Annotated in this window: 17 protein-coding genes; 10 read left to right on the top strand and 7 right to left on the bottom strand. The window is 53.7% G+C overall.

What is annotated here, in order from left to right; all coding sequences use genetic code 11:
• A partial coding sequence (locus ACTG34_RS01705) for an oligosaccharide flippase family protein (RefSeq protein ID WP_439103317.1) occupies positions 1-1,154 on the bottom strand: 1,154 nt, incomplete at its 3' end.
• Positions 1,155-1,431: 277 nt separating this feature from the next.
• Between ACTG34_RS01705 and ACTG34_RS01700 the strand changes: the two genes are divergently transcribed.
• Positions 1,432-3,417: a hypothetical protein gene (locus ACTG34_RS01700; RefSeq protein WP_439103316.1), complete on the top strand. Its 1,986-nt coding sequence runs from the start codon at positions 1,432-1,434 to the stop codon at positions 3,415-3,417.
• A gap of 25 nt (positions 3,418-3,442) precedes the next feature.
• On the opposite strand, the gene ACTG34_RS01695 is transcribed toward ACTG34_RS01700, so the two are convergent.
• Complete coding sequence (locus tag ACTG34_RS01695) at positions 3,443-4,966, bottom strand: O-antigen ligase family protein (protein WP_439103315.1); 1,524 nt, start codon at positions 4,964-4,966, stop codon at positions 3,443-3,445.
• Positions 4,967-5,181: 215 nt separating this feature from the next.
• Between ACTG34_RS01695 and ACTG34_RS01690 the strand changes: the two genes are divergently transcribed.
• The 3 genes from ACTG34_RS01690 to ACTG34_RS01680 are packed head-to-tail and all read left to right on the top strand — an operon-like array spanning position 5,182 to position 7,972.
• Positions 5,182-6,171, top strand: coding sequence for a glycosyltransferase family 2 protein (locus ACTG34_RS01690; protein WP_439103314.1), 990 nt, complete (start codon positions 5,182-5,184; stop codon positions 6,169-6,171).
• On the top strand, positions 6,168-7,010 hold the full coding sequence (locus tag ACTG34_RS01685; protein WP_439103313.1) for a sulfotransferase domain-containing protein: 843 nt from the start codon (positions 6,168-6,170) through the stop codon (positions 7,008-7,010). Before ACTG34_RS01690 ends, ACTG34_RS01685 begins: the two co-directional genes overlap by 4 nt.
• Positions 7,007-7,972, top strand: a complete 966-nt coding sequence (locus ACTG34_RS01680) for a glycosyltransferase (protein WP_439103312.1) — start codon at positions 7,007-7,009, stop codon at positions 7,970-7,972. The genes ACTG34_RS01685 and ACTG34_RS01680 overlap by 4 nt, the downstream gene beginning before the upstream one ends.
• A 6-nt stretch (positions 7,973-7,978) precedes the next feature.
• On the opposite strand, the gene ACTG34_RS01675 is transcribed toward ACTG34_RS01680, so the two are convergent.
• From ACTG34_RS01675 to ACTG34_RS01665, 3 genes are read right to left on the bottom strand one after another with little or no spacing between them, the layout of a single operon-like run.
• Complete coding sequence (locus tag ACTG34_RS01675; RefSeq protein WP_439103311.1) at positions 7,979-8,782, bottom strand: CpsD/CapB family tyrosine-protein kinase; 804 nt, start codon at positions 8,780-8,782, stop codon at positions 7,979-7,981.
• 13 nt (positions 8,783-8,795) lie between these two features.
• Positions 8,796-10,343 (bottom strand): GumC family protein, encoded by a 1,548-nt coding sequence (locus ACTG34_RS01670; protein WP_439103310.1) that lies wholly within the window; start codon positions 10,341-10,343, stop codon positions 8,796-8,798.
• The gene (locus ACTG34_RS01665; RefSeq protein WP_439103309.1) at positions 10,340-11,194 is read right to left on the bottom strand and encodes an ExeA family protein; all 855 of its coding nucleotides are present in this window, start codon (positions 11,192-11,194) and stop codon (positions 10,340-10,342) included. The genes ACTG34_RS01670 and ACTG34_RS01665 overlap by 4 nt, the downstream gene beginning before the upstream one ends.
• A gap of 291 nt (positions 11,195-11,485) precedes the next feature.
• Here ACTG34_RS01665 and ACTG34_RS01660 point away from each other — a divergent pair, with 291 nt between their 5' ends.
• The 4 genes from ACTG34_RS01660 (at position 11,486) to xrtD (ending at position 17,700) form a co-directional block, all read left to right on the top strand.
• Complete coding sequence (locus ACTG34_RS01660) at positions 11,486-13,930, top strand: tetratricopeptide repeat protein (protein ID WP_439103308.1); 2,445 nt, start codon at positions 11,486-11,488, stop codon at positions 13,928-13,930.
• 115 nt (positions 13,931-14,045) lie between these two features.
• The gene (locus ACTG34_RS01655; RefSeq protein ID WP_439103307.1) at positions 14,046-14,642 is read left to right on the top strand and encodes a polysaccharide biosynthesis/export family protein; all 597 of its coding nucleotides are present in this window, start codon (positions 14,046-14,048) and stop codon (positions 14,640-14,642) included.
• Between the two features lie 36 nt (positions 14,643-14,678).
• Complete coding sequence (locus ACTG34_RS01650) at positions 14,679-16,055, top strand: hypothetical protein (protein ID WP_439103306.1); 1,377 nt, start codon at positions 14,679-14,681, stop codon at positions 16,053-16,055.
• Positions 16,056-16,083: 28 nt separating this feature from the next.
• The gene (gene xrtD / locus ACTG34_RS01645; protein ID WP_439103305.1) at positions 16,084-17,700 is read left to right on the top strand and encodes a VPLPA-CTERM-specific exosortase XrtD; all 1,617 of its coding nucleotides are present in this window, start codon (positions 16,084-16,086) and stop codon (positions 17,698-17,700) included.
• A gap of 34 nt (positions 17,701-17,734) precedes the next feature.
• Here the strand turns inward: xrtD and ACTG34_RS01640 are convergent, their stop codons facing one another.
• Together ACTG34_RS01640 and ACTG34_RS01635 are read right to left on the bottom strand one after the other, a co-directional pair.
• Complete coding sequence (locus ACTG34_RS01640) at positions 17,735-18,526, bottom strand: WecB/TagA/CpsF family glycosyltransferase (RefSeq protein ID WP_439103304.1); 792 nt, start codon at positions 18,524-18,526, stop codon at positions 17,735-17,737.
• A gap of 181 nt (positions 18,527-18,707) precedes the next feature.
• Positions 18,708-18,896: a hypothetical protein gene (locus ACTG34_RS01635; protein ID WP_062217701.1), complete on the bottom strand. Its 189-nt coding sequence runs from the start codon at positions 18,894-18,896 to the stop codon at positions 18,708-18,710.
• Between the two features lie 330 nt (positions 18,897-19,226).
• On the opposite strand from ACTG34_RS01635, the gene ACTG34_RS01630 reads away from it, so the two are divergent.
• Both ACTG34_RS01630 and ACTG34_RS01625 read left to right on the top strand, forming a co-directional pair.
• Complete coding sequence (locus tag ACTG34_RS01630; RefSeq protein ID WP_439103303.1) at positions 19,227-20,429, top strand: MFS transporter; 1,203 nt, start codon at positions 19,227-19,229, stop codon at positions 20,427-20,429.
• The coding region (locus ACTG34_RS01625) for a polysaccharide pyruvyl transferase family protein (protein ID WP_439103302.1) at positions 20,426-21,146 on the top strand (721 nt) is incomplete at its 3' end. The genes ACTG34_RS01630 and ACTG34_RS01625, both read left to right, overlap by 4 nt.

The raw sequence follows: 21,146 nt of genomic DNA, 5'->3' as shown, positions 1-21,146 counted from the left end.
CGCGTGACGCCGACATATGTTAGAACAATGATTGCCAGTGCCATAGCGGCCTGAAGGAAGAAATAGCGGCGACTATCGCCACTGGCCAAGAGCACGTTTTGCGATCCGATTACGGCGTACGCGGGCACCGATGCGAATGAAATCAGAACGACGACAGGACCCGCGAGCGCATAGCGCGTGTCGTAGAGGGCGTCGACGAGCCATACTCCGACAAAAGCTAACGCGATGGACATGGTGACGGCCAACCCCGCCACCATGCGGTGTGCGCGAAACAAGCTTCGTTGGTTGTCCATGCTGTCGATGGGGGGTTTGATCCGGTAGAGCGGAAACAGGACGCGTCGAGCCACTTGGGTGGTGGCCAGTTCGGGAAGAGCGGCTAGCATAAAGCCGATCGAAAAAATGCCCAAAAGATCCGTTGGTATATATGCGCCAAGGATCGCACGCCCGCCCATCGTGACGGCGAACGTGGCGATGGTGGAGACAAAGATAAATCCGCCAAAGCCAAGTATGTCGCGCGTTGCTGACGGGTCGAGACGAAAGCGATCTCGGCTCCCTTCTAAAGACACGGACTGAAATGTGGTGCGCAAAAGTGCGGTTACAACGGCCCCGAATGCCAACGCCCAAACGGAACGCCACCACCATGCGGCGATCAACATGAGTGTTATGGCAACGGCCTGAGCGGCCAGATCAATGAGGGTCAGGCGCTCCAGTTTTAAGTGGCGCGAGGCGAGCATAACGCGGGAGGGTTGGAACCCGCCGATGATCACGCTGAGGGCAACAACCGGCAAAAGGTGTTGGAGTTGTGGTTCGCCGTAAAGGGTCGCGGCGGGTATAGCGAGGATGAGGGACGCGACCCATAACAGTGCGCCACGCATCACTTGGAGTGTCCACGCCGTTTGTAGGAATGTCGGGTCATCGCCACGCTTGCTTTGTACAATTGACGCGTTGATGCCGAGGTCCGAAAACATCTGAAGCCCGTAAATAAAGATTTGCACAAGGGCCATGAGGCCGAAGGCTTCGGGAAACAAAAGGCGCGTCAGGATGAGGTTCGAGACAAGCCGCAATCCGTTATTGCCAAGCACATTGAGGACCGCCATCAATGCCGCGCGCAGGGATCGTGCCTTTACGCCATCGCCGCGCAAATGGGATGCCATCCGCCCTATCATGCAAGGGGCGTGCTAGTGTGGGTTGGGAAAACGGAGTGTGTCACGTTAGCCTGCCTTGCTCTTGCGATCTCTTGGGATCGTTTTCACCACGCTACAGCAAAAGGCGGCTGCGCGGGAATAGGTGTGATGCGGCGTGAGGCGCAATCCTATGCAGGTGTTGCAAAAGACGCAGGGTATCGGGCAAAAATCTGGCTCTAGACGAGATGATTGGACGCTGTGCGGGGCTTTGGTAAGGTGTGGATGCAGTCCAATTGAGAGCACCCGCATGTTGGTATTTTTGAGACGTTGTTTTTGTCTCGCAGTTTTTGCGATCCATGTGGTGAGTGCTGCGCAAGCGGACAAAATCGGGGAGGCCGTGTCCGAAGGATATGGTTTGGACAATCCGACCTTGGCCTACAATCTGGCGACACCCAAAGACTGGGGGAGCGCGCAACCGTTCTTGGATCTTATGCGCGTGGCGCGTCCGTGGGTCGGGCATTCAGGACATACATGGGCCGCGGCGAAACACGACGAATTGGTTGCGCGCAACGTCTTTGATGCGGATGGGTGGCCGTTATTTGTGCCGGATGGGCTAACCGCGATTGGGACCATTTTCGCGTGGAAGGAGGACGCGTTGAGTGGTGTGCCTGAGACCCGCCGCGGAGTGTACGAATTGCGCTACGAGGGCACAGGGAAAATTGTTCTCAAGGGCGATGCAGATATCACATCGCGCGCCTCAGGCGTCATTCGATTTATAAACCATCGTGGCGGCTACATCGGCCTCGATATCACGGCGACTGACCCACTCAATGTGGGTGATTACATTCGGAACATCACGTTGGTGCGTGAGGAAAACATCGCTGTATTCAACGCGGGGGGACTGTTTTCTCCGGCGTGGTTGGCGCACATAAAGGATGCACGACAGATCAGGTTTATGGACTGGATGGGCGCCAACGGATCACAGGTCCGCGCATGGTCAGATATGCCGCGCGACACGGCGCGGGGGATGGGTTGGATTGTATCGGTTGAGGTGATGGTTCGTCTTGCAAATGAGATTGGCACAGAGCCGTGGTTCACGATTCCCCATGGTGCCACGCCCGCGTACAACCGCGCGTTTGCGACCTATGTGCGTGACAACCTAGATCCGCGTTTACATGTGCGGGTGGAGTATTCAAACGAGGTTTGGAATGGCACGTTTGCACAGCATAAAGCCATAAAAGATGCCGCTCAATCGGCGTGGGGCACGCCCGCTGTTCACGATTATTACGCAAAGAAATCGGTTGAGACTGCTCTTATCTGGGAGGATGTGTTTGGAGCGGACGGCGCGGCACGTTTGATCAATGTGATCTCCGGACAGGCGATGAGCCGTGATCAGGTTGCCCGCATTTTGTCGCCTGCGATTTGGGCGCGTCAGGAGCCGGACACGTATGTCGATCCCAGCACAGTTTTTGAAGAGGTCGCCATTGCGAGTTATTTTGGCGGACATGTTTTGCGCAACCAAAGCGCACGAGATGAATTTGGGGCTTCGGTGAGGACTAACCCTGAGGCGGCAAAGGCGTGGTTAACATCCCGTCTTTTGGATGCGGATCAACCGACGTCTCTTCCTCATGTAGCGCAGCTTTGGCGCGATCATGCAAATGTCGTACATGCGCACGGTTTGCGGTTGGTGGCCTACGAAGGAGGGCAACACATCCACTTTGCAACCAGTGGACGCCGCGACGATGATGAGGTGGATGCATTTCTCATCGACTATATGCGCGGCGACGATATCGCGCGTCTATATGGCATGGCGTGGGACGCATGGGCGGCGACCGCGGACGGGCCGTTTATGCAATTCAATGCGATCTCTATGCCTGCATGGTCTGGGAGCTGGGGTGCGCGGGCATTTGTTGGCGACCAGACGCCGCGCGCCCAACTGCTTGATGATCGCAATGGGCGTTATCGTCCGTGGTGGACGGCGCGGGCGTGTTCTTGCTTTTTGGATGGCGTCGCGCGAACAGGCACGGATCAGGCGGACACGCTCTACGGAACCGATGCTGAGGATATTTTGATCGGTGGGCGCGCAGATGATGTGTTCCATCCCGGAAAAGGTGCGGATCATATCGACGGTGGCGATGGGATTGACGACATTGTTCTAGCGGGCCGTGCTCAAGATTATACGATTCTAGCCACCAAGGATGGCTATAAATTGGACGGGCCAGAGGGGGTTAAAGTCGTGCGCGGTATTGAGCGTGTGCGGTTTGCGCAAAGTGTCATCTATTTAGCTGAGTAAAGGTGACACCTTGCCCCCGCTATGGTCACGTTCGACGTGGAACAATCTTTTTGCGGCGCACGGCGACCTCGGCGCGGCGGGTCTCTTGGCGTAATGCGGCCTCACCGCTAAAGGCAACGCGGCGATCATCTATTTGCGACCAAAGCGCCCCCGCCATAAGCCAGAGCGGTGGAACAGAAGACGAGTTGGGAATGAGATCGACAAGGTTGCCCGCGAGCAGAACCGCCGACCCTGTTAGAATGAGATCGACCTCAAGGCGTTTGCGCATCCGCCAAATCAAAAGCGCAGGCAAACATAGCAAGCCAAATTGTCCGATAAAGCCGATCCACCCGTAGGTTCCGATGATCAAAATCCACTGACCATCAACAGTTGAAATGTCGTTGCCCCATTCATCGAAAACCCGTGAGCGATTGTAGCCGCCCCAGCCGGTGAGCGGTTTGAGGTTGGCTTTTTCAAGTAGAATTGCCTCATTGTCGAGACGATACGAGAAAGAGGACGCGCGTTCCGTAGAGAGGGCCTCCATCGCGGCAACCATACGTTCAACGGGAATATATCCGGCCCCTCGACCGATGGGGTAAAGAAGAACCAAAAGCGAGATCGCAACCGCGACCCAAATTTGCACACGTGCGGAAAAGAAAAGGATCACAGGCAGCAAGATCATTGAGATCAAAACGGCACCAAGATTTTTCGACAAAAACAGGACGATGAGTAGCCAAAGACACGCCGCCAGCCATCCTGTTCTGATCCGTTTTTCGCTGACCCGTGCTAAAAGGGCGGCGGAGAGAATGCCAAGTGTCAAGAACATGCCGAGCCGCAATCCGTGCGATAAAAACACAATTGGGCGATATCCGCCGTTGCGTAGGTGTTGGCGCCATTCATGTGGAAAGAAGCCGTAAATCCAATTGTTGAGTTGGGGGCTCAGTCGCAATTCAATGAGCGCCAGACATGAATATGCGAGAGCCGAAAACACAAAAACGCGTAGCAATGTGGTTTGGGCTTCGCGTGTCCGTAGATATGCACGCGCGACCCAAAACGCTAACAGCTGAACCGTAATTGAAAGCGCCATGGATGCGGCATCATAGGGGCGCAGCGCGGGTAAGGTCTCATCGGGTAAGTCAATGGGTGTTGTGTTCGCGGAATACGTGAGCCAACACCCCCAAAAGATTAAACCGCATAACAGAGTAATCATCAGGTTGGTTCGCGACTTTCGTCTTGGTTTACGCCACGGTTCCAGTGTCGTCGTTGCAATGTCTGCGCGCAATTGAGCGGACGTCGTTGAAATCGACGCCGCGCGCCGAGATGAGATGTCATCTGTCGTGGTTTGGTGTGAACTGCGAAGCCATGCAAACACCAGCGCAGTGAGGCTTGGCACGAATGTTTTATCCAGTGGCGGCAAAAGTGGCATATCAATTGCGGGTGCAACGGGTAAAAATAGATACCCAAGGACAATTGTGAGAATGACCGCTTTTGGGATTTCAAATGCACGAAAAAAGCCCCATGAAATCATAGGCCAAAAAAACAGCATGATATAGGCGATGATATTTGGCATCGGTCCTGCGGGTGCTCTGCTCTCGTGTTGGCCAATGCTCACACTGTTTGGCGGGGATCGGCTCGTTGAGAGAACGATAAGCGCTGCAGCTGTACCACGCCAATATTTTTGTCACCAAAATCTAAGTGTTCTCTCTTTGCGTCGTGGATGTCACAGCTATAAGGTTAACAAAATAACCATTTAAGTTGGGTCTTCGTTGGACCATGGAGACGTGTATGGGCGATGAAGCGGCGCGTGCGACAGCCTTTGAGGTTGTCGTTTCGATCATAAATTACCGCACTGCGGACATGACCCTTGCATGCGTGCAGTCCGTGTTGTTGCAGATTGGCCATCTGAATGCGCATGTTGTTGTGGTCGACAATGAATCGAACGATGGATCGGTTGAAAAGATCGAAGCGTGGATCGCGGCGCAGCCTAATGGAGCGCCCGTCTCTCTCATCCGTTCTGCGGATAATTCCGGATTTTCGGGCGGCCACAATCAAGTCGTTTCGGCCTTTAGTTCAAGGTTCTATTTTGTTCTGAATTCTGACGCTGTGTTGCGAGATGATTGTGTTGATCACCTTTTGAAACAGGCTCAAATCCAGCCAAAAGTGGGTCTCTTCGCCCCGCGTCTAGAGGGCGAAGATGCACAAGTTCAGACAAGTTGTTTTCGAAACCCAACGCCAGTGAGCGAGCTAATCCGTGCGGCGCAAACGGGACATGTAACGCGGCTGTTCTCGCGCTATGATCAGCCGTTGAGTATGCCGCCCGTTGCTACAGATATTGGATGGGCGAGTTTTGCCGCAATCATGATCCGCCGCGAGGTTATTGAGTCAATCGGTCTTATGGATGAGGGGTTTTTCCTATATTTCGAAGATACGGATTACTGTATCGCGGCGGCTCGCGCGGGGTGGTCCATCGCGTATGTTGAACCTGCCCGCGTTGTCCATTTTCGCGGGGGGAGCGCGCCCGTGAAAAAACTGGGTGCCGCCGGAAAACGTCTGCCCGCATACTACTATGCATCGCGCACGCGACTGTTTTACAAAGCCTATGGATGGCATGGGTTGGTCGCTGCAAATCTCTTGTGGCACGTTGGTCGCAGCATAGCTGCGGCGCGCGTTTTGGTCGGGGGATCATATCCTCGGGCCGTTGCATCTGAAGCACGCGATATCTGGACCAATTTTCGCACACCTCTTGGGGACCGCATGGGAGGTGGCCGCACATGACGGTCCCCGATGTGATCATAATTGGCGCGATGAAATGCGCCACGAGCACCTTGGCGGCACAGCTTGGCGCACAAGATGGCGTGTTTCTCACCCAACCCAAAGAGCCGAACTTTTTCTCAGATGACGATATCTATGCCAAAGGCGCGGAATGGTATGGAGCGCTGTTTGAGGGCGCCGGCGCGGGGGATATTAAGCTGGAGGCCTCCACACATTATTCAAAGCGGCCCACATATCCCCACACGATTGCGCGATTGCAGGCCTCGGGGGCGCGGCCGAAACTGATCTATATTGTGCGCGATCCCGTTGACCGGCTCGTGTCGCATTACATCCATGAATGGACGCAAGGCGTTATACCTTGCGGGCTAGACGAGGCGGTTCAAAGCTTTCCCGAGCTGATAGAATATAGCCTATACGGTAAGCAGATTACGCCATGGATAGATGCGTTTGGAGCGGACGCCATTTTACTCCTCACAATGGAAGACATGACGAAAGACCCGCAGGTCGTGTTGTCGCGGGTTGGGTCGTTTATTGGTCACGATAATCTAGAGTGGTTCACCACGTTGGGACGCGTGAATGCCTCGAGCGAGCGGATCAAACGCTTTCCGTTCCATCGCATCCTTTTTGACAATAAAATTGCGCAAACACTTCGTAGGTCGTTAGTCCCCAAATCGCTACGCGATGCGCTTAAGGCAAAGCGACAAATGCAAGCGCGCCCCGTTTTAAGTGCCGAGATCCAAGCCGGTTTACGTGATATATTCGCAGCTGACGGGCGCATCTTGGCCGGTCATTTTCCGCGAGAAACGGCGATTGAGGATCTGTATTCAAAGGGGTCGATATGACGGGTTTGGCCGCGGTTGTCATCGGACGCAACGAGGGTGCGCGTTTGATTGCATGCCTCGTTTCATTGTCGTGCGTGTCCACTGTCGTTTACGTCGATAGCGGGTCAACGGACGGATCCGTTGAGGCGGCCCGTGAGCGCGGAGTTGCGGTCGTTTCGCTCGATATGTCTCAGCCATTTACAGCCGCACGCGCGCGAAATGCGGGTTTGAACCACCTTCGTGAATTGGGCGGCGTGGATGTTGTTCAATTTGTTGACGGCGATTGCGAGGTCGCCACGGGATGGTTTGACGCGGCGCGTACATTGCTCGAGCGTGATCTGGAGGTGGGCGTTGTGTGCGGGCGGCGGCGTGAACGCGCACCCGATGCCAGCATCTATAATGCGCAATGCGATCGGGAGTGGGATACGCCTATTGGTGAGGCATTGGCGTGCGGTGGAGATGCGTTGATGCGGATGGCGGCGCTTGATGATGTGGTCGGTTATGATCCTACACTGATCGCGGGTGAGGAGCCTGAGTTGTGTTTGCGTTTGCGCGCAAAGGGCTGGAAAGTGATCCGTATCGACGCGGAGATGACACGCCATGATGCAAATATTGTTCGGTTTTCACAGTTTTGGAAGCGTGCACGCCGTGCAGGATATGCCTATGCAGAAGGCGCGCATAGGCATGGAAAAACGCCAGAGCGGCATTTTGTAGCGCAAACCAATCGCGCGCTGGTTTGGGGTCTTGTTTTGCCTCTCGCCATAGGATCCCTTACGATGTTTTGGTGGGGATATATGATGATTGGGGCGTTGATCTACCCTCTACAAATTTTACGACTGGCGCGAAAAAAGGGCGGCACAAAGCCGGCTTTTGATGAAGCTTGGCTTTTGACGGTTTCCAAATTTGCCGAAGCGCGAGGTGTCGTTGAATTTCACTTGGGCAGGCTGGCGAAACGCCCATCGGGTCTCATCGAATACAAATGATAGGCGTCAATAGTATGCGTAGTTTGCCGAGGACGTTGGGTCAGGATAATTGCATTTATTGAGCACAACACCTAGCACATTGGTCAGTTCCGATAGCTGCTGTTCAACGACATCAATTTGGTCGATCGGTGTGCGTTCAGCCTCAACAATCAAAAGTGCGGCGTCGACGTTGGATAAAAATCCGCGTGTATCGTCGGCGGCCAAAAGAGGTGGCGTGTCAAACAACATCAACTCGGGATCATAGGTTTCTTGTACTCCCGATAGAAAATCGCTCATGCCATCGGATTGAAGGAGTTCAGCCGAGTTTGCGACATGCTGTGCGTTCAAGCTAAACGCGAGGTTGTCACCGATGCGCCGACAATGGGCCTCAATGGGTGTTTTTCCCGCCACGACATCGTCGATTTGTGTGGATGGATTGTGGCCGATCAAATGTTGTAGTGACGGACGGCGCAAATCAAAATCGAACACCATCGTTTTATAGTAGGGAAGGCGCGCGAACGAAAACGCAAGGTTCGCTAGGGTTGTGGTTTTGCCGACCTGTGGACCCGCAGAAACAATTGCAATACGCCGCCAATCGTTCTTTTTTGCTTGATCGCGAATGCGGGTGCGCAGCATGTCGTAGTGGCTCGATTGTGCATTGCTCTTTTGTGTCGTGATCCGTTTTGCGATGAGCATCGCCGGATCAATGGCCAATTCCGGAAATGAATGCCAGCTGTGCTCAACGCTCAACGGCGATGTTGCCAAGGACTGTGTCGTGTGCTCTTCGCGACTGGCGCGCGCTTTTTCGATGGCGATTTGTAGATTTTCCATGACGCATTTCTCCTCAGAGCATCAGCCCGGCTTTTTCCAAAACTTTGCGGACGATGGTGTCGACGGGCATATAGTAAGTGTGTAGAGCCCAAACCAAAGTCGGTATGGAGGTGCCCACAAAAAAGGATGCGAGTGCAACCTTTGCGCGGCGCCACGTTTGTTCGGCTTGTGTGCGTGTATACGGGATCGTCGCGATGGGCGTTATTCCAATAGCGTTTACGAGATCTTTCGAGCGCTTTGGCGCGGAGCTAAGTAACTCAAGCAAGGCGATGAGAGCGGCCCCAAATAGAAACCCTGCACCAACACCTGCTGCTGCGATCTTTTTGCGATTTGGACGTGTTGGCGCTGTTGGAACAGAGGGCTGTTCAATGACCGTCACACGTTGTCCGCGCGATAGAGTTTCAATTCTCTCACCCGTTGAGGCCTTGGCCAAACGATCCGCTGCCTTGTTGTATTGATCTTGAGTATTCTCATAATCACGCTGAAGGCTTTCGATCTTTACGCCGTTTTCGGGCGTTCGTGTGATGGACAGGTCCAGATCGGCAATCGTGCGTTCCGCGGTCTCGTTCTTTTGGGTCAAGGAGGCCACCTTGGCATCAATTTCGGAGAGTTGTAGATCGAGCATGCGCTTTGCAGTACTTATCTCATCTTGCGCGATATCGGCACTGTCGGGCGGTAGGATTGATGCCTGCAGTAGATCGATACGACTACGCAATGATTTGATACGTGGGCTATCCGCCGCGTAGACGGACGATAGGTCGGCAAACTGTGCCTTCAATTCCCTAAGCCTACGCTCTTCGGCGGTTTCATTCTTTACGGCTGCGGGGGTGTCGAATTCGCCCGACGCCTCAAAAACCTTAACAAGACGCTCACGCTGATCTAGCAATGAGACGATTTCATCCTCATTGCGCACTATCCGCTCTTGAAGGCTCAAACGCAGATCGCGGCGATATTCAAGACTTTCAGGGAGCGCATCGGCATTCTCTGTTTTGAAGGCAAGAAGGCGTGCACTTTGAATGTCGAGTTCATCGGTGAGACGATCAACTTCTTCGGCAAAAAAGTCCTGCGTTTGTGTGGCGCGTTCAGACCTGTACTCCGCGTCCTCTTCGAGGATAAAGGTCAAATATTCACTCAACACTCCGGCTGCGATATTCGGGTTTGGCGAGTCAAAGACGAGCGTCATGATCGTTGCTTCGTCACGGCCTGTCGAGCTGTTTACTTTTGTGTTGGCCCGCATCGCTTCTACCATTTGATCAGGGTTCATCTGGTTTTGTCCATTGAAAACATTCAATTTCTGCGCAACGTTCAAAAGGTTCTCACGTGTGAGCAAGCGCGCCTCAAAGAGCTGGAGTTGCTCTTGTTTTGGCAGCTCGACAGTTGATTGCGCGAGTTGCCCCGGAATTTGTGAGCTTTCCACAATCAGGCGCACGCGAGATTGATAGATCGCGGGCAGCGTGATGGCCGTTAGAATTCCGACCATTGCGAACACGGTAAAAACCAACAAGAACCAAGGAAGTCTGCGCCAAACGAGGGCGGCGTAGAATTTGATTTCGTTGTTCATGCCGCAGCTCCCGCGGCGAGTTCGCCATAGTGGAACAATCCGTCCTCGATCACGTTGCGCACGGTCGCCTCGGTTACATTTTTGGTCTCCGCGCTCCATGCATAGACCATAGCAAGATCGCATAGCTGATTGACGAGGCGCGGAACGCCGCCCGTTTTGAGAAAGACGAGGTGTGCGGCTTCGGGACTAAATTCGTGGCCTGTTCCACCCACCGCCATGATACGGTGCGCGATGTAGTGCCCTGTTGCGTCGTGATCCAGAGGTCCGATATGGAAGCTGGCCGAGATTCGTTGTGCCAGTTGGCGCATTTGCGGGCTTGACACGATGTCACGTAATTCGGGCTGGCCGACCAGAATGAGTTGGATCAATTCGTCCTTGTTTGAATTGACGTTAGTGAGCATTCGAATTTCTTCCAGGCCTTCAATGGAGAGGTTTTGTGCCTCGTCAATCATCAGAACGACGCGGTTTCCCGCGGCGTATTGTTCCAACAAAAAGTCTTGGAAGCGCTGAAACAGCGAGACGTAATTGTCACCGTATGGCGCGGCATCGATGCCAAAGGAATTGAGCACCCACTGAAGCAATTCTCCCCGCCCCCCTTGCGCGTTGGAGATGAGGCCAATGACGAGATTTGGCGTGCGTTTGTTTAAGAGCGCCTGAATGAGTGTCGTTTTGCCTGAACCGACTTCGCCGCTGACCAACGTGATGGGAGCACGGGACAACAGGCCGTATTCCAGGACCGAAAAGGCACGTTTGTGCTGTGCCGACCAGTACAAAAGACTTGGGTCAGGCAAGAGCGTGAACGGACGCTCCGTTAGGCCGAAAAAGCTCGCATATAATCCTTCAGTCGACATCCCGGTTTCCGATGTTTTGTCGATGCCATGCCCAAAATATGGCCGTGCTCGATGTTTCTGATTTAGTCTGTATCGAGAACAATTTCACAGAAAATTAAGACATTGTTGCGGCACACGTGGGAAAAAGCGAAGATTTTGTATAAATCTTGTGGTGCATTGGCCACGATTTAGGGTCAATCGATTGGTTTAATCATCCGAACATCTGATAAAATTTATCAACGTTTGAAACTTCCGTATCGCTTGTTTTAGGGTGTTTGCGAGCAAAACATCCAACACGAAGGGGCATACGGCGTGCGGCGTTTTAGAATTCTATTGGTCGTTTTGATCGCATTGACGGCCTGTAAATCGTCACAAGAGAAATCGGATGCCTATTTGAAGTCGGCCATCTCGCTGTCTCAAAACGGTGAGGCGCGCGGTGCAATTCTCGAGCTCAAAAATGCGATAAAACTGAATGAGACCAATATTCCCGCGCGCAAGCTTTACGCGCAGTTGCTTTTTGAAGCGGGGGATATTTCACGATCCTTTCGCGAATTTCGGTACGTATCCGAGGTGTATCCAAAAGATCTGGATGCCGCGCGTGCCATGGCGGGTATCGCGTTTGATAGCAATGATATGGACAATGCGCAGACGTATCTCAGGGTTGCCCAAAATTTAGATGCCACGGATTTGGGTGTGCGCGACATCGCGGTTGGTGTGGCTTACCGTCTCGGCGCAAAGGACCGTGACGCGGAGGCGATGGATCGCGCTGTCGCTGAGGCATTGACCTTGGTTGCGTCCAACCCTGATCTTATTCGTGCGCGCCGTGTCATCATTGCCCACATGTTGCGCACGGGGCGGGCGGATGAGGCCATACCTTTCATTGATGAGGGGTTGCGTCTCACTCCAACGGATCGAGGTTTGCAGAATACAAAGCTGGTCGCACTCAATGAGCTTGGGCGATCTGATGATATTCGCGCGCAGATATTGACCATGATCGCGCTAGATCCTGAGAATGTAGAAGTCCAACGCCTCTTGATGGATTGGTATCTGTCGCAAGGGCGTCTGGACGAGGCGCAAGCATGGCTGAAAGGGCGGATTGATCCCGAGAGCGCGGATGCGTCCCCGCGTCTTACGTATATGAGGTTTCTATCTCAAATACGGTCAAACACCGTGATGAGAGATGAATTGCGTCGCGTACTACAGGCGGATGATGTCCCAAATGACATAGAGGAAAACCGCACCGCGTTCGACGCACTTTTGGCCGGTGCCGATTATGTCGAGGGCGATACGGTGTCTGCGATGTCTGATCTGGAAGCCTTGATTGGTCGGGCACCGCCAGATGTGAATGTTGATCATATCAAAATGCAGCTTGCGGTCATGCGCCGCGAAACGGGCGATGCTGTTGGGGCCCGCTCTTTGATTGATGACGTGCTTGCGCATGATCCCAGCCAATTGCAGGCGCTAAAAGAGAAGGCAGGGTGGCTTATCAATGACGGCGAAATCGATGATGCCATTTTGGTGTTACGCTCTGCGCTCAGTGATGCCCCCGAGGATCCGCAACTTTTTTCACTTTTGGCAACGGCATACGAGCGTGACGGAAAAGACTCGCTTGTCTCCGATATGCTGGCGCGCGCGACCGAGGCGTCACTCAATGCGCCAGATGAGTCCCTTAGATATGCGGCGCGCCTCAATCAAAAGGGTGAGCCACGATTGGCTGAAAAGGTGATTGAACAGGCGCTTCGGCGCAATTCGCGCGATCTACGGCTCTATGTGAGTCTGGTTGAAATCCATTTGGGAGTGCGCGATTGGCCGCGTGTGACGCGAAGCCTTGCGTTGATGTCGCAGACTTTTACCTCCGAAGCAGCCAAAACTGCCATCGCTGGCTTACAGGCGCGACTTTTGGAAGAGCAAAACAAATCGACGGAACTTACGGAGTTTTTGCAACGAAGAGCCGATGAAGAAAGCAGCTCGCTTGGGGCGCAGTTTGCGATTGTTCAAAACCTCATCGTCAATGGAAACACGGATGCGGCGCGGGCGCGGGTAGATGAGCTGTTGCGCGATGCGCCTGACGATCCAAATGTTCGGCTCGTGCATGCTCTGGTGCAATACGACACCGGCGCGCTCGTTGATGCCGCACAGGCGCTAGAGGCTCTAACTTTTGACGAGCCGAGTTTTGAGCCATCATGGCCGGTTTATGCCCATGTCGTCGAACAATTGGACGGTCGCGACGCCGCGCTCAAAATTATTGAAAACGCGCGCCTCGCCAATCCTTCAAGTCGCGCCTTGCAGCTGGATTATGCCGGGCGGCTTGAGGCGGTATCGCGCATCGAGGATGCGATTGTGCAATATCAGGCGCTTTATGAAAGCGGGCCTGATGACTTGATCGTCGTCAACAATCTTGTGAGTTTACTGAATGCATCACACAAAGATCCGCAGAGCGTGGAGCGCGCGTTTGAGCTTGCGCGTGTACTCAAGGGCAGCAATGTGCCTGCATTTCAAGACACCTTCGGGCGGGCTGCATTTTTAGCGGGAGATATGGACAGCGCGCTACCAGCCTTGGAGGCCGCTGCAAAGGCACTCCCAAGTATCCCGTCTGTGGCCTATCATTTGGGGGAGGTCTATGCGCGGCTCGGGCGGACACAGGACGCACGCCAAGCATTCCAAGAGGCCGTTAACCTGTTGCGCGATGGACTCGCCCCCGACCCATTGTTGCGCCGCGATGTTACAAAAGCACTTGAAGAGCTAGCGCAGCAATGAAACTAATGACATGGTATTAGATACTATTGGTCATTATTTGTGTTTGGCGCGGGTGTTGCGCCTTTTGAAATAAAACAGATAACGGTCGTATGGGCCTCAGTCATAAGGGTAGAGCATGCCGAGATTGATTTCAGGCCTGATGGCCGTATTTTTGGTTTTGTTCGCATCTGCGGGACATGCTGCGGGATATCGTATTCAGGTGGGCGACACTCTTAAGGTCGAGGTGTTGGAAGACCCATTGCTGAACCGTACGGTACTTGTTTTGCCAGACGGATCGGTGAATTTCCCCTCACTCGGAGCGGTGCGCGCACGCGGGAAAACCGCCATTGCGGTTCAAGATGAGATATCCAAAGGGCTAGGCGCCGTCTTTGCATCGATGCCAACGGTTTACGTGTCCGTTGTCCATGTGCGCGATGTCTTGCCCTCCAGTGTCCGCCCCGATCCTGACAACATCTATGTGATGGGCGAGGTCAAACAGCCGGGCCTTATCAAATCGGAAAAGCCGATTTCAGTTCTACAAGCCATCGCGCAAGCGGGCGGCTTTACACGGTTTGCCGCGACAAAGCGCGTTGAACTTCACCGCATTGATACAACTTCACAATCCGAACAAGTTTACTATTTTGACTATAAGAACAAGCGCGGCATTTCGGGCGGGTTCAGATTGCGGGCAGGGGACGTCATTAGCGTTCCCGAACGCAAGCTTTTTGAGTGATCGGACGAAAGTAGACCATTCAGGAGCCTTTAATCCGTGACCCTCTACGCTAAACGAGCAGCCATTTTGGCAAAGGTCGCAGTCTATGCCGCGCTAGTTGGCATAACCGCGTTCAATTCAGCAGTGGCACAAGTTCAAATTGACCTCGACGATGGCGTGCCCTCGGGCAGTCGTCTTTCCATTGGGACCGGCTTGCGATGGGACTATAACCCCGATCAAGTCCCTGATGGTGAGGCCACGCACACAGGGCTAATTTCATTTGCTGATTACAGTTACAGCTGGGAAACTCCGTCGACTGCATTAATTTTTAAGGCAGGCGGGGATTATGTTTTAGGTGCGCAAAGCAACGACTTCGACGCGCCTTATCTAGACGTATCGTTCATTCACGAGATGGCGAGAACACGAGTGTCGTCGGCGTTTCGGTATGACAAAGGAGATATTTCTTCTTCAACCTACAGTGAGGCCAGTGACGGGTCTATTGATATCGCGTCCGGATCTGGTGGCGTGGCTCAATCACGTATGATGTTAGGCTTTGAAGGAGGTATTGATGCGCCGTTGAGTTACGAGCTGTCGGGTGAGTGGCGACAGACGGATTTTAGCGGTGCGGTATCGGCGTCACATTTTGACAACGATACTTTGCGCGGTGAGGCGCGTGCCACCGCGCAGTTGTCACCCATGACCTCTGTGGTTTTTGATGTCATGCACGAGGACTTCTCAAAGAATGACGACCTGAATACCGAGCGCACAACTGATCTTGCGCGCATCTCTGTGGTGCAGCGACTTGATCGGATTACCGTCGCGCGGTTTGGTGTAGGAGAGCGCCGAACTTCGCTGTCCTCAGAGGTTGAAAACACCACCGCCAGTGGATTGGCCGCAACGGTTTCATTGCGCCGCGAACACAGCGGGGGCGACAGTCAACTGCGCTACACACGGGATATAAACAAAATCGGGGCGTGGCAAACGCTCTCGATTGGCCGCACCAACGCGTTGAGCAATGGTGCGGTGGAATGGTCCCTTGGGGTCACGGACACATCTCGGGGCAATGTTGAAATGATCGGTGACCTTACGTATCGTCAGAGCTTAAAGCGCGATGCCTTCGCCTTGGGTGTGACACGGCGCTATGGGGTAAATGACGATGGTGACGAGGAAATGGTAAGCCGTGCCAACCTTACACTTGATCACGCATTCGACGATGTTTCAGGTGTGAATGTCCGCCTATCGGGTACTGCACTGATGGCTGTGAACGCAAATGATGCAGAATACGATGCACGGATTGCCTATCGCCGCGATATAATTGAGGGAGTGTCCTTGGAGGCTGGGGTGCGGTTTCAGGTCTTTGACGAAGCAGATTATGGATTGACGAGATCAGGCCGTGCCTTTTTGACCCTGAGCCGTGATTTCTCGACGCGCTGATCCCATGATCCAAAGAGGTGTATGACAAGTGGCCAATGCTGTGATCCATGTCACCACGCGCCCACGCGATCCGATCGGCGGCATAGTATGGCTGATCCTAGCGCTCGTTGGGGCGGCCCTTTTCTTTTATGAGGGGCTGGACGCGCTTGTGACTGCATGGGCAACGCCAGAATATAGTCATGGTCCGATTATCCCGCTTTTGTCCGGCGTCTTATTGCTCCGCGAGTTAAAGGACGTTCCGGTACACTCCGGCACGGTCAATCGTGCTCCGGGTGTTGCGTTGCTTGTGGTGTCCGTGATGTTTGCAACGCTTGGCAAGCTTGCGCAGATATCTGAGGTGGTGGCCTACGCGACGATCATTTGGGTTGCCGCCGTGCTCCTCATTTCGTTTGGTTGGGCGCAAGGCAAACACTTTTGGCCTGCGGTGCTACACTTGGTCTATATGCTCCCGCTCCCAGGAGTGTTCTACTATAAACTTTCAACCTTCCTTCAAGGCGTGTCGTCAGAACTCGGCGTATTTATGCTTCAGGGGCTGAATGTTCCTGTGTTTCTTGAAGGCAATATTATCGAGCTTGATACGATCAAGCTGCATGTGGCCGAAGCATGTTCGGGGTTGCGCTATCTCTTTCCGATTTTGAGCTTTTCGTACGTCTTTGCGGTGCTTTACCGAGGGCCGCGATGGCATCGTGCGGTTCTTTTGATTGCTGCGGCGCCAATTACCGTTTTGATGAACGCCGTGCGCATCGCGGTTGCGGGTCTGTTGGTCAAACACTGGGGGCCAGATCACCTAGAGGGGTTTACCCATTTCTTTGAAGGTTGGGTGATTTTTATGTCCTGCGTGGCGCTTTTGATGGTCCTCGCGTGGGGGCTTTTGCGGTTGCGCCGCGACCCTATTTCATTTTTAGACGCCTTCGATTTGTCCACCGAAGGACTGTGGGAGCAGGCCAAGAGGGTGCGGTTGATCGCCCCGTCTCGTGCGTTGAAAATAGCTGCGCTTGTCACACTGGTGGGGACTGCAATCTGGCAGGTGCGCCCAAATCCCGTTGTGCTTTCGGTGGATCGTGATCCCTTTGCGCTTTTCCCGCGCACATTGGGGGAGTGGGAGGGCGCAACCATGGCGCGTTATGACGTTGCTGTCGAAGAGACGCTCGCTGCCGACGACTATGTGCGGATCACCTATTCCCAAAATGTGCTAACGCCCAGCGTCGAGTTTTTTGCTGCGTTTTACGCCGATCAGACCAAAGGCGGCACACATTCTCCTGAGATATGTTTGCCTAGCGCAGGGTGGGAAATCGCCCAGATAGAGCGGGTGGATTTAGGCCCTCAAGTTGGCTTTGATCAAAGTTTTAGGGTCAACCGCGCAATCATTCAAAAAGGCGAGGCGCGCATGTTGGCCTACTACTGGTTTGAGCAGCATGGCCGTCACGTTGCGTGGGATTTTGAGGCAAAGATGCTATTGTTCTGGGATGGGTTGACGATGGGGCGCACGGATGGGGCGCTCGTGCGTTTGATTACGCCAATTGGTGCGACTGAGACGCCGGAGGACGCCGAATTGCGTTTGAGTGACGTGTTCGTGCATACGGTTCGCGCCCTGCCACGGTTTGTACCAATTGCGGAAACATTTACACCGCCGTTCGTCCAGTAGGTCGATGTCGCGCGGTGCGATGTGACGGCAGCTTTTATGCTATGCGCAGGAACATCCAAAAGATTTTAGGGCCATCGACGAGATAGCGTTTCCACATGCGGGCGGGGTTGCTCAGTAGGCGATACGCCCATTCCAAACCGTTGGTTTGAACCCACTTTGGCGCCCGCCTTTGGCGACCTGTCAAAAAATCGATGCTTGCGCCAACGCACATGCCCAAGCCTGCGGTGTTTGCGCGACGCTTGAGTTCATGAGCAAAGAGTTCCTGTTTCGGAAACGAAATGCAGATCAGTAAAGTATCATATTCAGTCGCCTCTACACGGCGCAGTGTTTGTGTCCATTCGGGTGATCCGACAGACATGTGTGGGGCGGAGATGCGTATTAGATTGGCGTGTGGATAGCGCAGGGTAAGGGCGTCGAAATCTGCGCCGCTTGGCCCCAGTACAGCAATCCGTGGGCCGTCTTGGCGAGCTGTGACGATTAAATCGTGCACCATGTCCGAGCCGGGATAGGGCTGTAAAGAAATGCCTTTTAGGCCCGCAAGCTTGTTCAGAATACGGCTGTCGCACACGCGGTATTTTGCACCCTCATAGGCTGCGCGTAGGTCGGGGCGTTTCCAGATTTGAACGAGGTGATCAACGTTCGGTGTCACAATGTAGCAGAATTCGGTGGATGCATGGGATGTGAGAACCCCTTGCCAGTCGGCCGTGTCCGCCACTGCAAAGCTCATTCCCAAGAAAGAGCATTCGGCCACTTTGGCCGTACCGTTTTGGCGATAGCCCGAGGCATAAACAGCGTGGTCGGCGATGAACTCTTTGCATTCGAACATAGGTCTATCCAGTTTCCAAGGCGGAGCGATATCCGCGGGTCTGCGCTTTCGTTAACCATGATGGCAGAAAGGGGCGCAAATATGTTTGGACCAAGAAAGAGCTGTGTTCTCAGGGTAATGAGCACAAAAAAACGGCGGCCTAAAAGGCCGCCGTTTCGAATTCAATGTCGAAAGCTAAAAATTAATCAGCAGATACGACGGCTGCGATAGCGAGAACGCCAAGCAGGATAAGAGCAGCACTGCCACCGAGGGAAGAGCCAGCGGCTTCTTCAACGATCACAGGAGCTTCGATCATGGGCTCGGAGTAGCTGCCTGCGGAAGCGGATACAGCTGTAAGAGCGAATGCGGAAGCGAGTACGACTTTTTTCATCACCAGATCTCCATAAAGAAGGTATACACTCGACCACTTCGGTCAAGCTCGGATCAGATTTTGCACAAACAGCGCCTCGTTTAAAGCCCTAATTATCGACACCCGCATCGATAATCCCATCCTATGTGGCCATTGTGGCACATAAAGGGGCTTTTTATCCCAAAAGCGCAGATAAACAGGTTCACTTTACGTTAATTGCGATTCTCACCCACAAAATTTTGGCGAGGTTTCCGATAGATACATGCCCTCTCGCGCGTTCGCGAGAGTGATTCTTCTGGACAGTGTTTGCGGTCTGCGTCATCCAGTTGTCCTGCAAAAAAGGACGCTGACATGGTCAAAGGATTTGTTTGGTTGACGTTGGCCTACGGGCTAAGCCAGTTTTATCGCGCGTGTCTTGCTGTATTTGCGCCGGTGCTGGATGCCGAGATTGGCCTTGGTGCAGATCAGGTCTCTACGGCTGTGGGTCTATGGTTTTTGGCCTTTGCCGCGATGCAAATTCCCGTTGGATGGCTCTTGGACCACAAGTCACCGCGTTTGACGGCCTCCATCCTTTTGTTGTTGGGCGGCGGTGGCGGCGCGGTTGTGTTTGGCTTGGCTCAAGGTGCCCTGTCAATTTACATGGCGATGATCCTGATCGGCATTGGATGTTCGCCGGTTTTGATGACCTCGTTCTATATTTTCGCACGTCTTGCACCGCGCGAGAAATTCGGCACGCTGGCAGGGCTTGTCTTAGGGATCGGGTCGTTAGGCAATGTTCTGGCGTCGGCGCCTCTCTCCATCGCATTGGAGGCAATCGGTTGGCGAGCGACGATGTTCGTGTTGGCGGGGGTGACGGCGTTGGTTGCATTGGCATTGTCGCGGCTAGTCGGTGATCCTCCACGGGTGTCGCGCGACCACACGCAGCCCAAACGCAAGCTAAGCGATTTGTTGCGGATTTATCCTTTGTACCCGATCCTTGTCATCGCAATGGTCGCCTATGCGCCTGGTGCCGGTTTGCGGGGCAGTTGGATTGGCGGCTATCTATCGGACGTCTACGGGTTGAGCTCTATTCAAATCGGAAATGCGGCGATCTACATGGCCATCGCCATGATTTTGGGCAGTTTTGTATTCGGTCCAGCGGATCGGCTTATAAAAAGTCGCAAAGTCATTATCGGTGGGAGCGGGATTGTCACGATTATCGCCTTGCTCACATTGTGGCGCAGCGGTGGGCAATGGCCTGTTGTTCCAACTGTCGGGCTGTTTATGGTCGTCGGCTTTTTCACCGCGAGCTATCCACAAATTATGAACCATGGTCGCACGCTTTTGCCTGAGGATTTAGTTGGTCGTGGCGTGACGCTGATCAATCTGTTCTCGATTGGGGGCGTTGGTGTGAGCCAGATCATAACCGCGCGACTATTTTCTCACGCGCAGGTGTCCGCACCAACTGTTGTCACGCCCTACGGTAGCGTTTTCGTGTTTTTTGCGGTTATGTTGGCGATAGGTTTGGTGATCTACGTCATAGATCTGAAAAGATTTGCGGGAGGGCGCACATGACCGATGACGCGGCCTCGTCACCCAATTGCGTGATTTTGAACGATACCTCGACCCGCTATCACCACGGGTGCATCAGGGTGATGGAGCAGCTCAAATCGGGGCTTGTGGACCGCGGTATCACAATTGCGGCATGCGCGCCCGCACGCCACGATTGGGAAAATGACCCCAAAATTATCGAACACATCCGTCGGTGTGATTTGGTTGTGATAAACGGTGAGGGCACGCTTCATCACGGTAACGCGAATGGCGAACGTCTGCTCAAACTTGCGAGTTGTGATGCGGCAAAGGGCGTCCCAATTGCTCTGGTTAATACTCTATACGAGCAAAACCCCGAACACTGGGGGCGCTACGTTGAAAAATTCGACATCGTGAGTGCTCGCGATACGCAATCTGCCAAGGAGATCAATGACAGTATTGGCAGACCTGTGGCGCGAACGGTTGCGGATCTGTCAATGAGCACTGGTGCGCTTAGTTACGATGGCCTTAGGGACGGTTTGATCGTTGGTGACAGTGTCAAATGGAACCGCCGAACTGATCTCGCAAAAGCGGCCTCACGTTTGTCCGCAGACCTGTATGTGCCAACCAAAACGCTATCGTCGGCAATTTGGAAATTCACTGTGGCACAGCGCGTACTTTATGCGCTCTATAACGGAGTGCTAACTCGCAGGCAGCCTAAATTTGTCATGCCGCGTGATGTTGATGGCTACCTACGTCTTT

Origin of the sequence: Celeribacter marinus (assembly GCF_965656515.1) — a bacterium.
Lineage (GTDB): Bacteria > Pseudomonadota > Alphaproteobacteria > Rhodobacterales > Rhodobacteraceae > Celeribacter > Celeribacter marinus_D.
This window is presented reverse-complemented; position numbering and strand designations above follow the sequence as displayed.

Bases quoted from the DNA above. Each gene is read 5' to 3' on its own strand.
- ACTG34_RS01700 (WP_439103316.1), top strand. From the start codon at position 1,432: ATGTTGGTATTTTTGAGACGTTGTTTTTGTCTCGCAGTTTTTGCGATC.
- ACTG34_RS01695 (WP_439103315.1), bottom strand. From the start codon at position 4,966: ATGCCAAATATCATCGCCTATATCATGCTGTTTTTTTGGCCTATGATT.
- ACTG34_RS01690 (WP_439103314.1), top strand. From the start codon at position 5,182: ATGGGCGATGAAGCGGCGCGTGCGACAGCCTTTGAGGTTGTCGTTTCG.
- ACTG34_RS01685 (WP_439103313.1), top strand. From the start codon at position 6,168: ATGACGGTCCCCGATGTGATCATAATTGGCGCGATGAAATGCGCCACG.
- ACTG34_RS01680 (WP_439103312.1), top strand. From the start codon at position 7,007: ATGACGGGTTTGGCCGCGGTTGTCATCGGACGCAACGAGGGTGCGCGT.
- ACTG34_RS01675 (WP_439103311.1), bottom strand. From the start codon at position 8,782: ATGGAAAATCTACAAATCGCCATCGAAAAAGCGCGCGCCAGTCGCGAA.
- ACTG34_RS01670 (WP_439103310.1), bottom strand. From the start codon at position 10,343: ATGAACAACGAAATCAAATTCTACGCCGCCCTCGTTTGGCGCAGACTT.
- ACTG34_RS01665 (WP_439103309.1), bottom strand. From the start codon at position 11,194: ATGTCGACTGAAGGATTATATGCGAGCTTTTTCGGCCTAACGGAGCGT.
- ACTG34_RS01655 (WP_439103307.1), top strand. From the start codon at position 14,046: ATGCCGAGATTGATTTCAGGCCTGATGGCCGTATTTTTGGTTTTGTTC.
- ACTG34_RS01640 (WP_439103304.1), bottom strand. From the start codon at position 18,526: ATGTTCGAATGCAAAGAGTTCATCGCCGACCACGCTGTTTATGCCTCG.
- ACTG34_RS01635 (WP_062217701.1), bottom strand. From the start codon at position 18,896: ATGAAAAAAGTCGTACTCGCTTCCGCATTCGCTCTTACAGCTGTATCC.
- ACTG34_RS01630 (WP_439103303.1), top strand. From the start codon at position 19,227: ATGGTCAAAGGATTTGTTTGGTTGACGTTGGCCTACGGGCTAAGCCAG.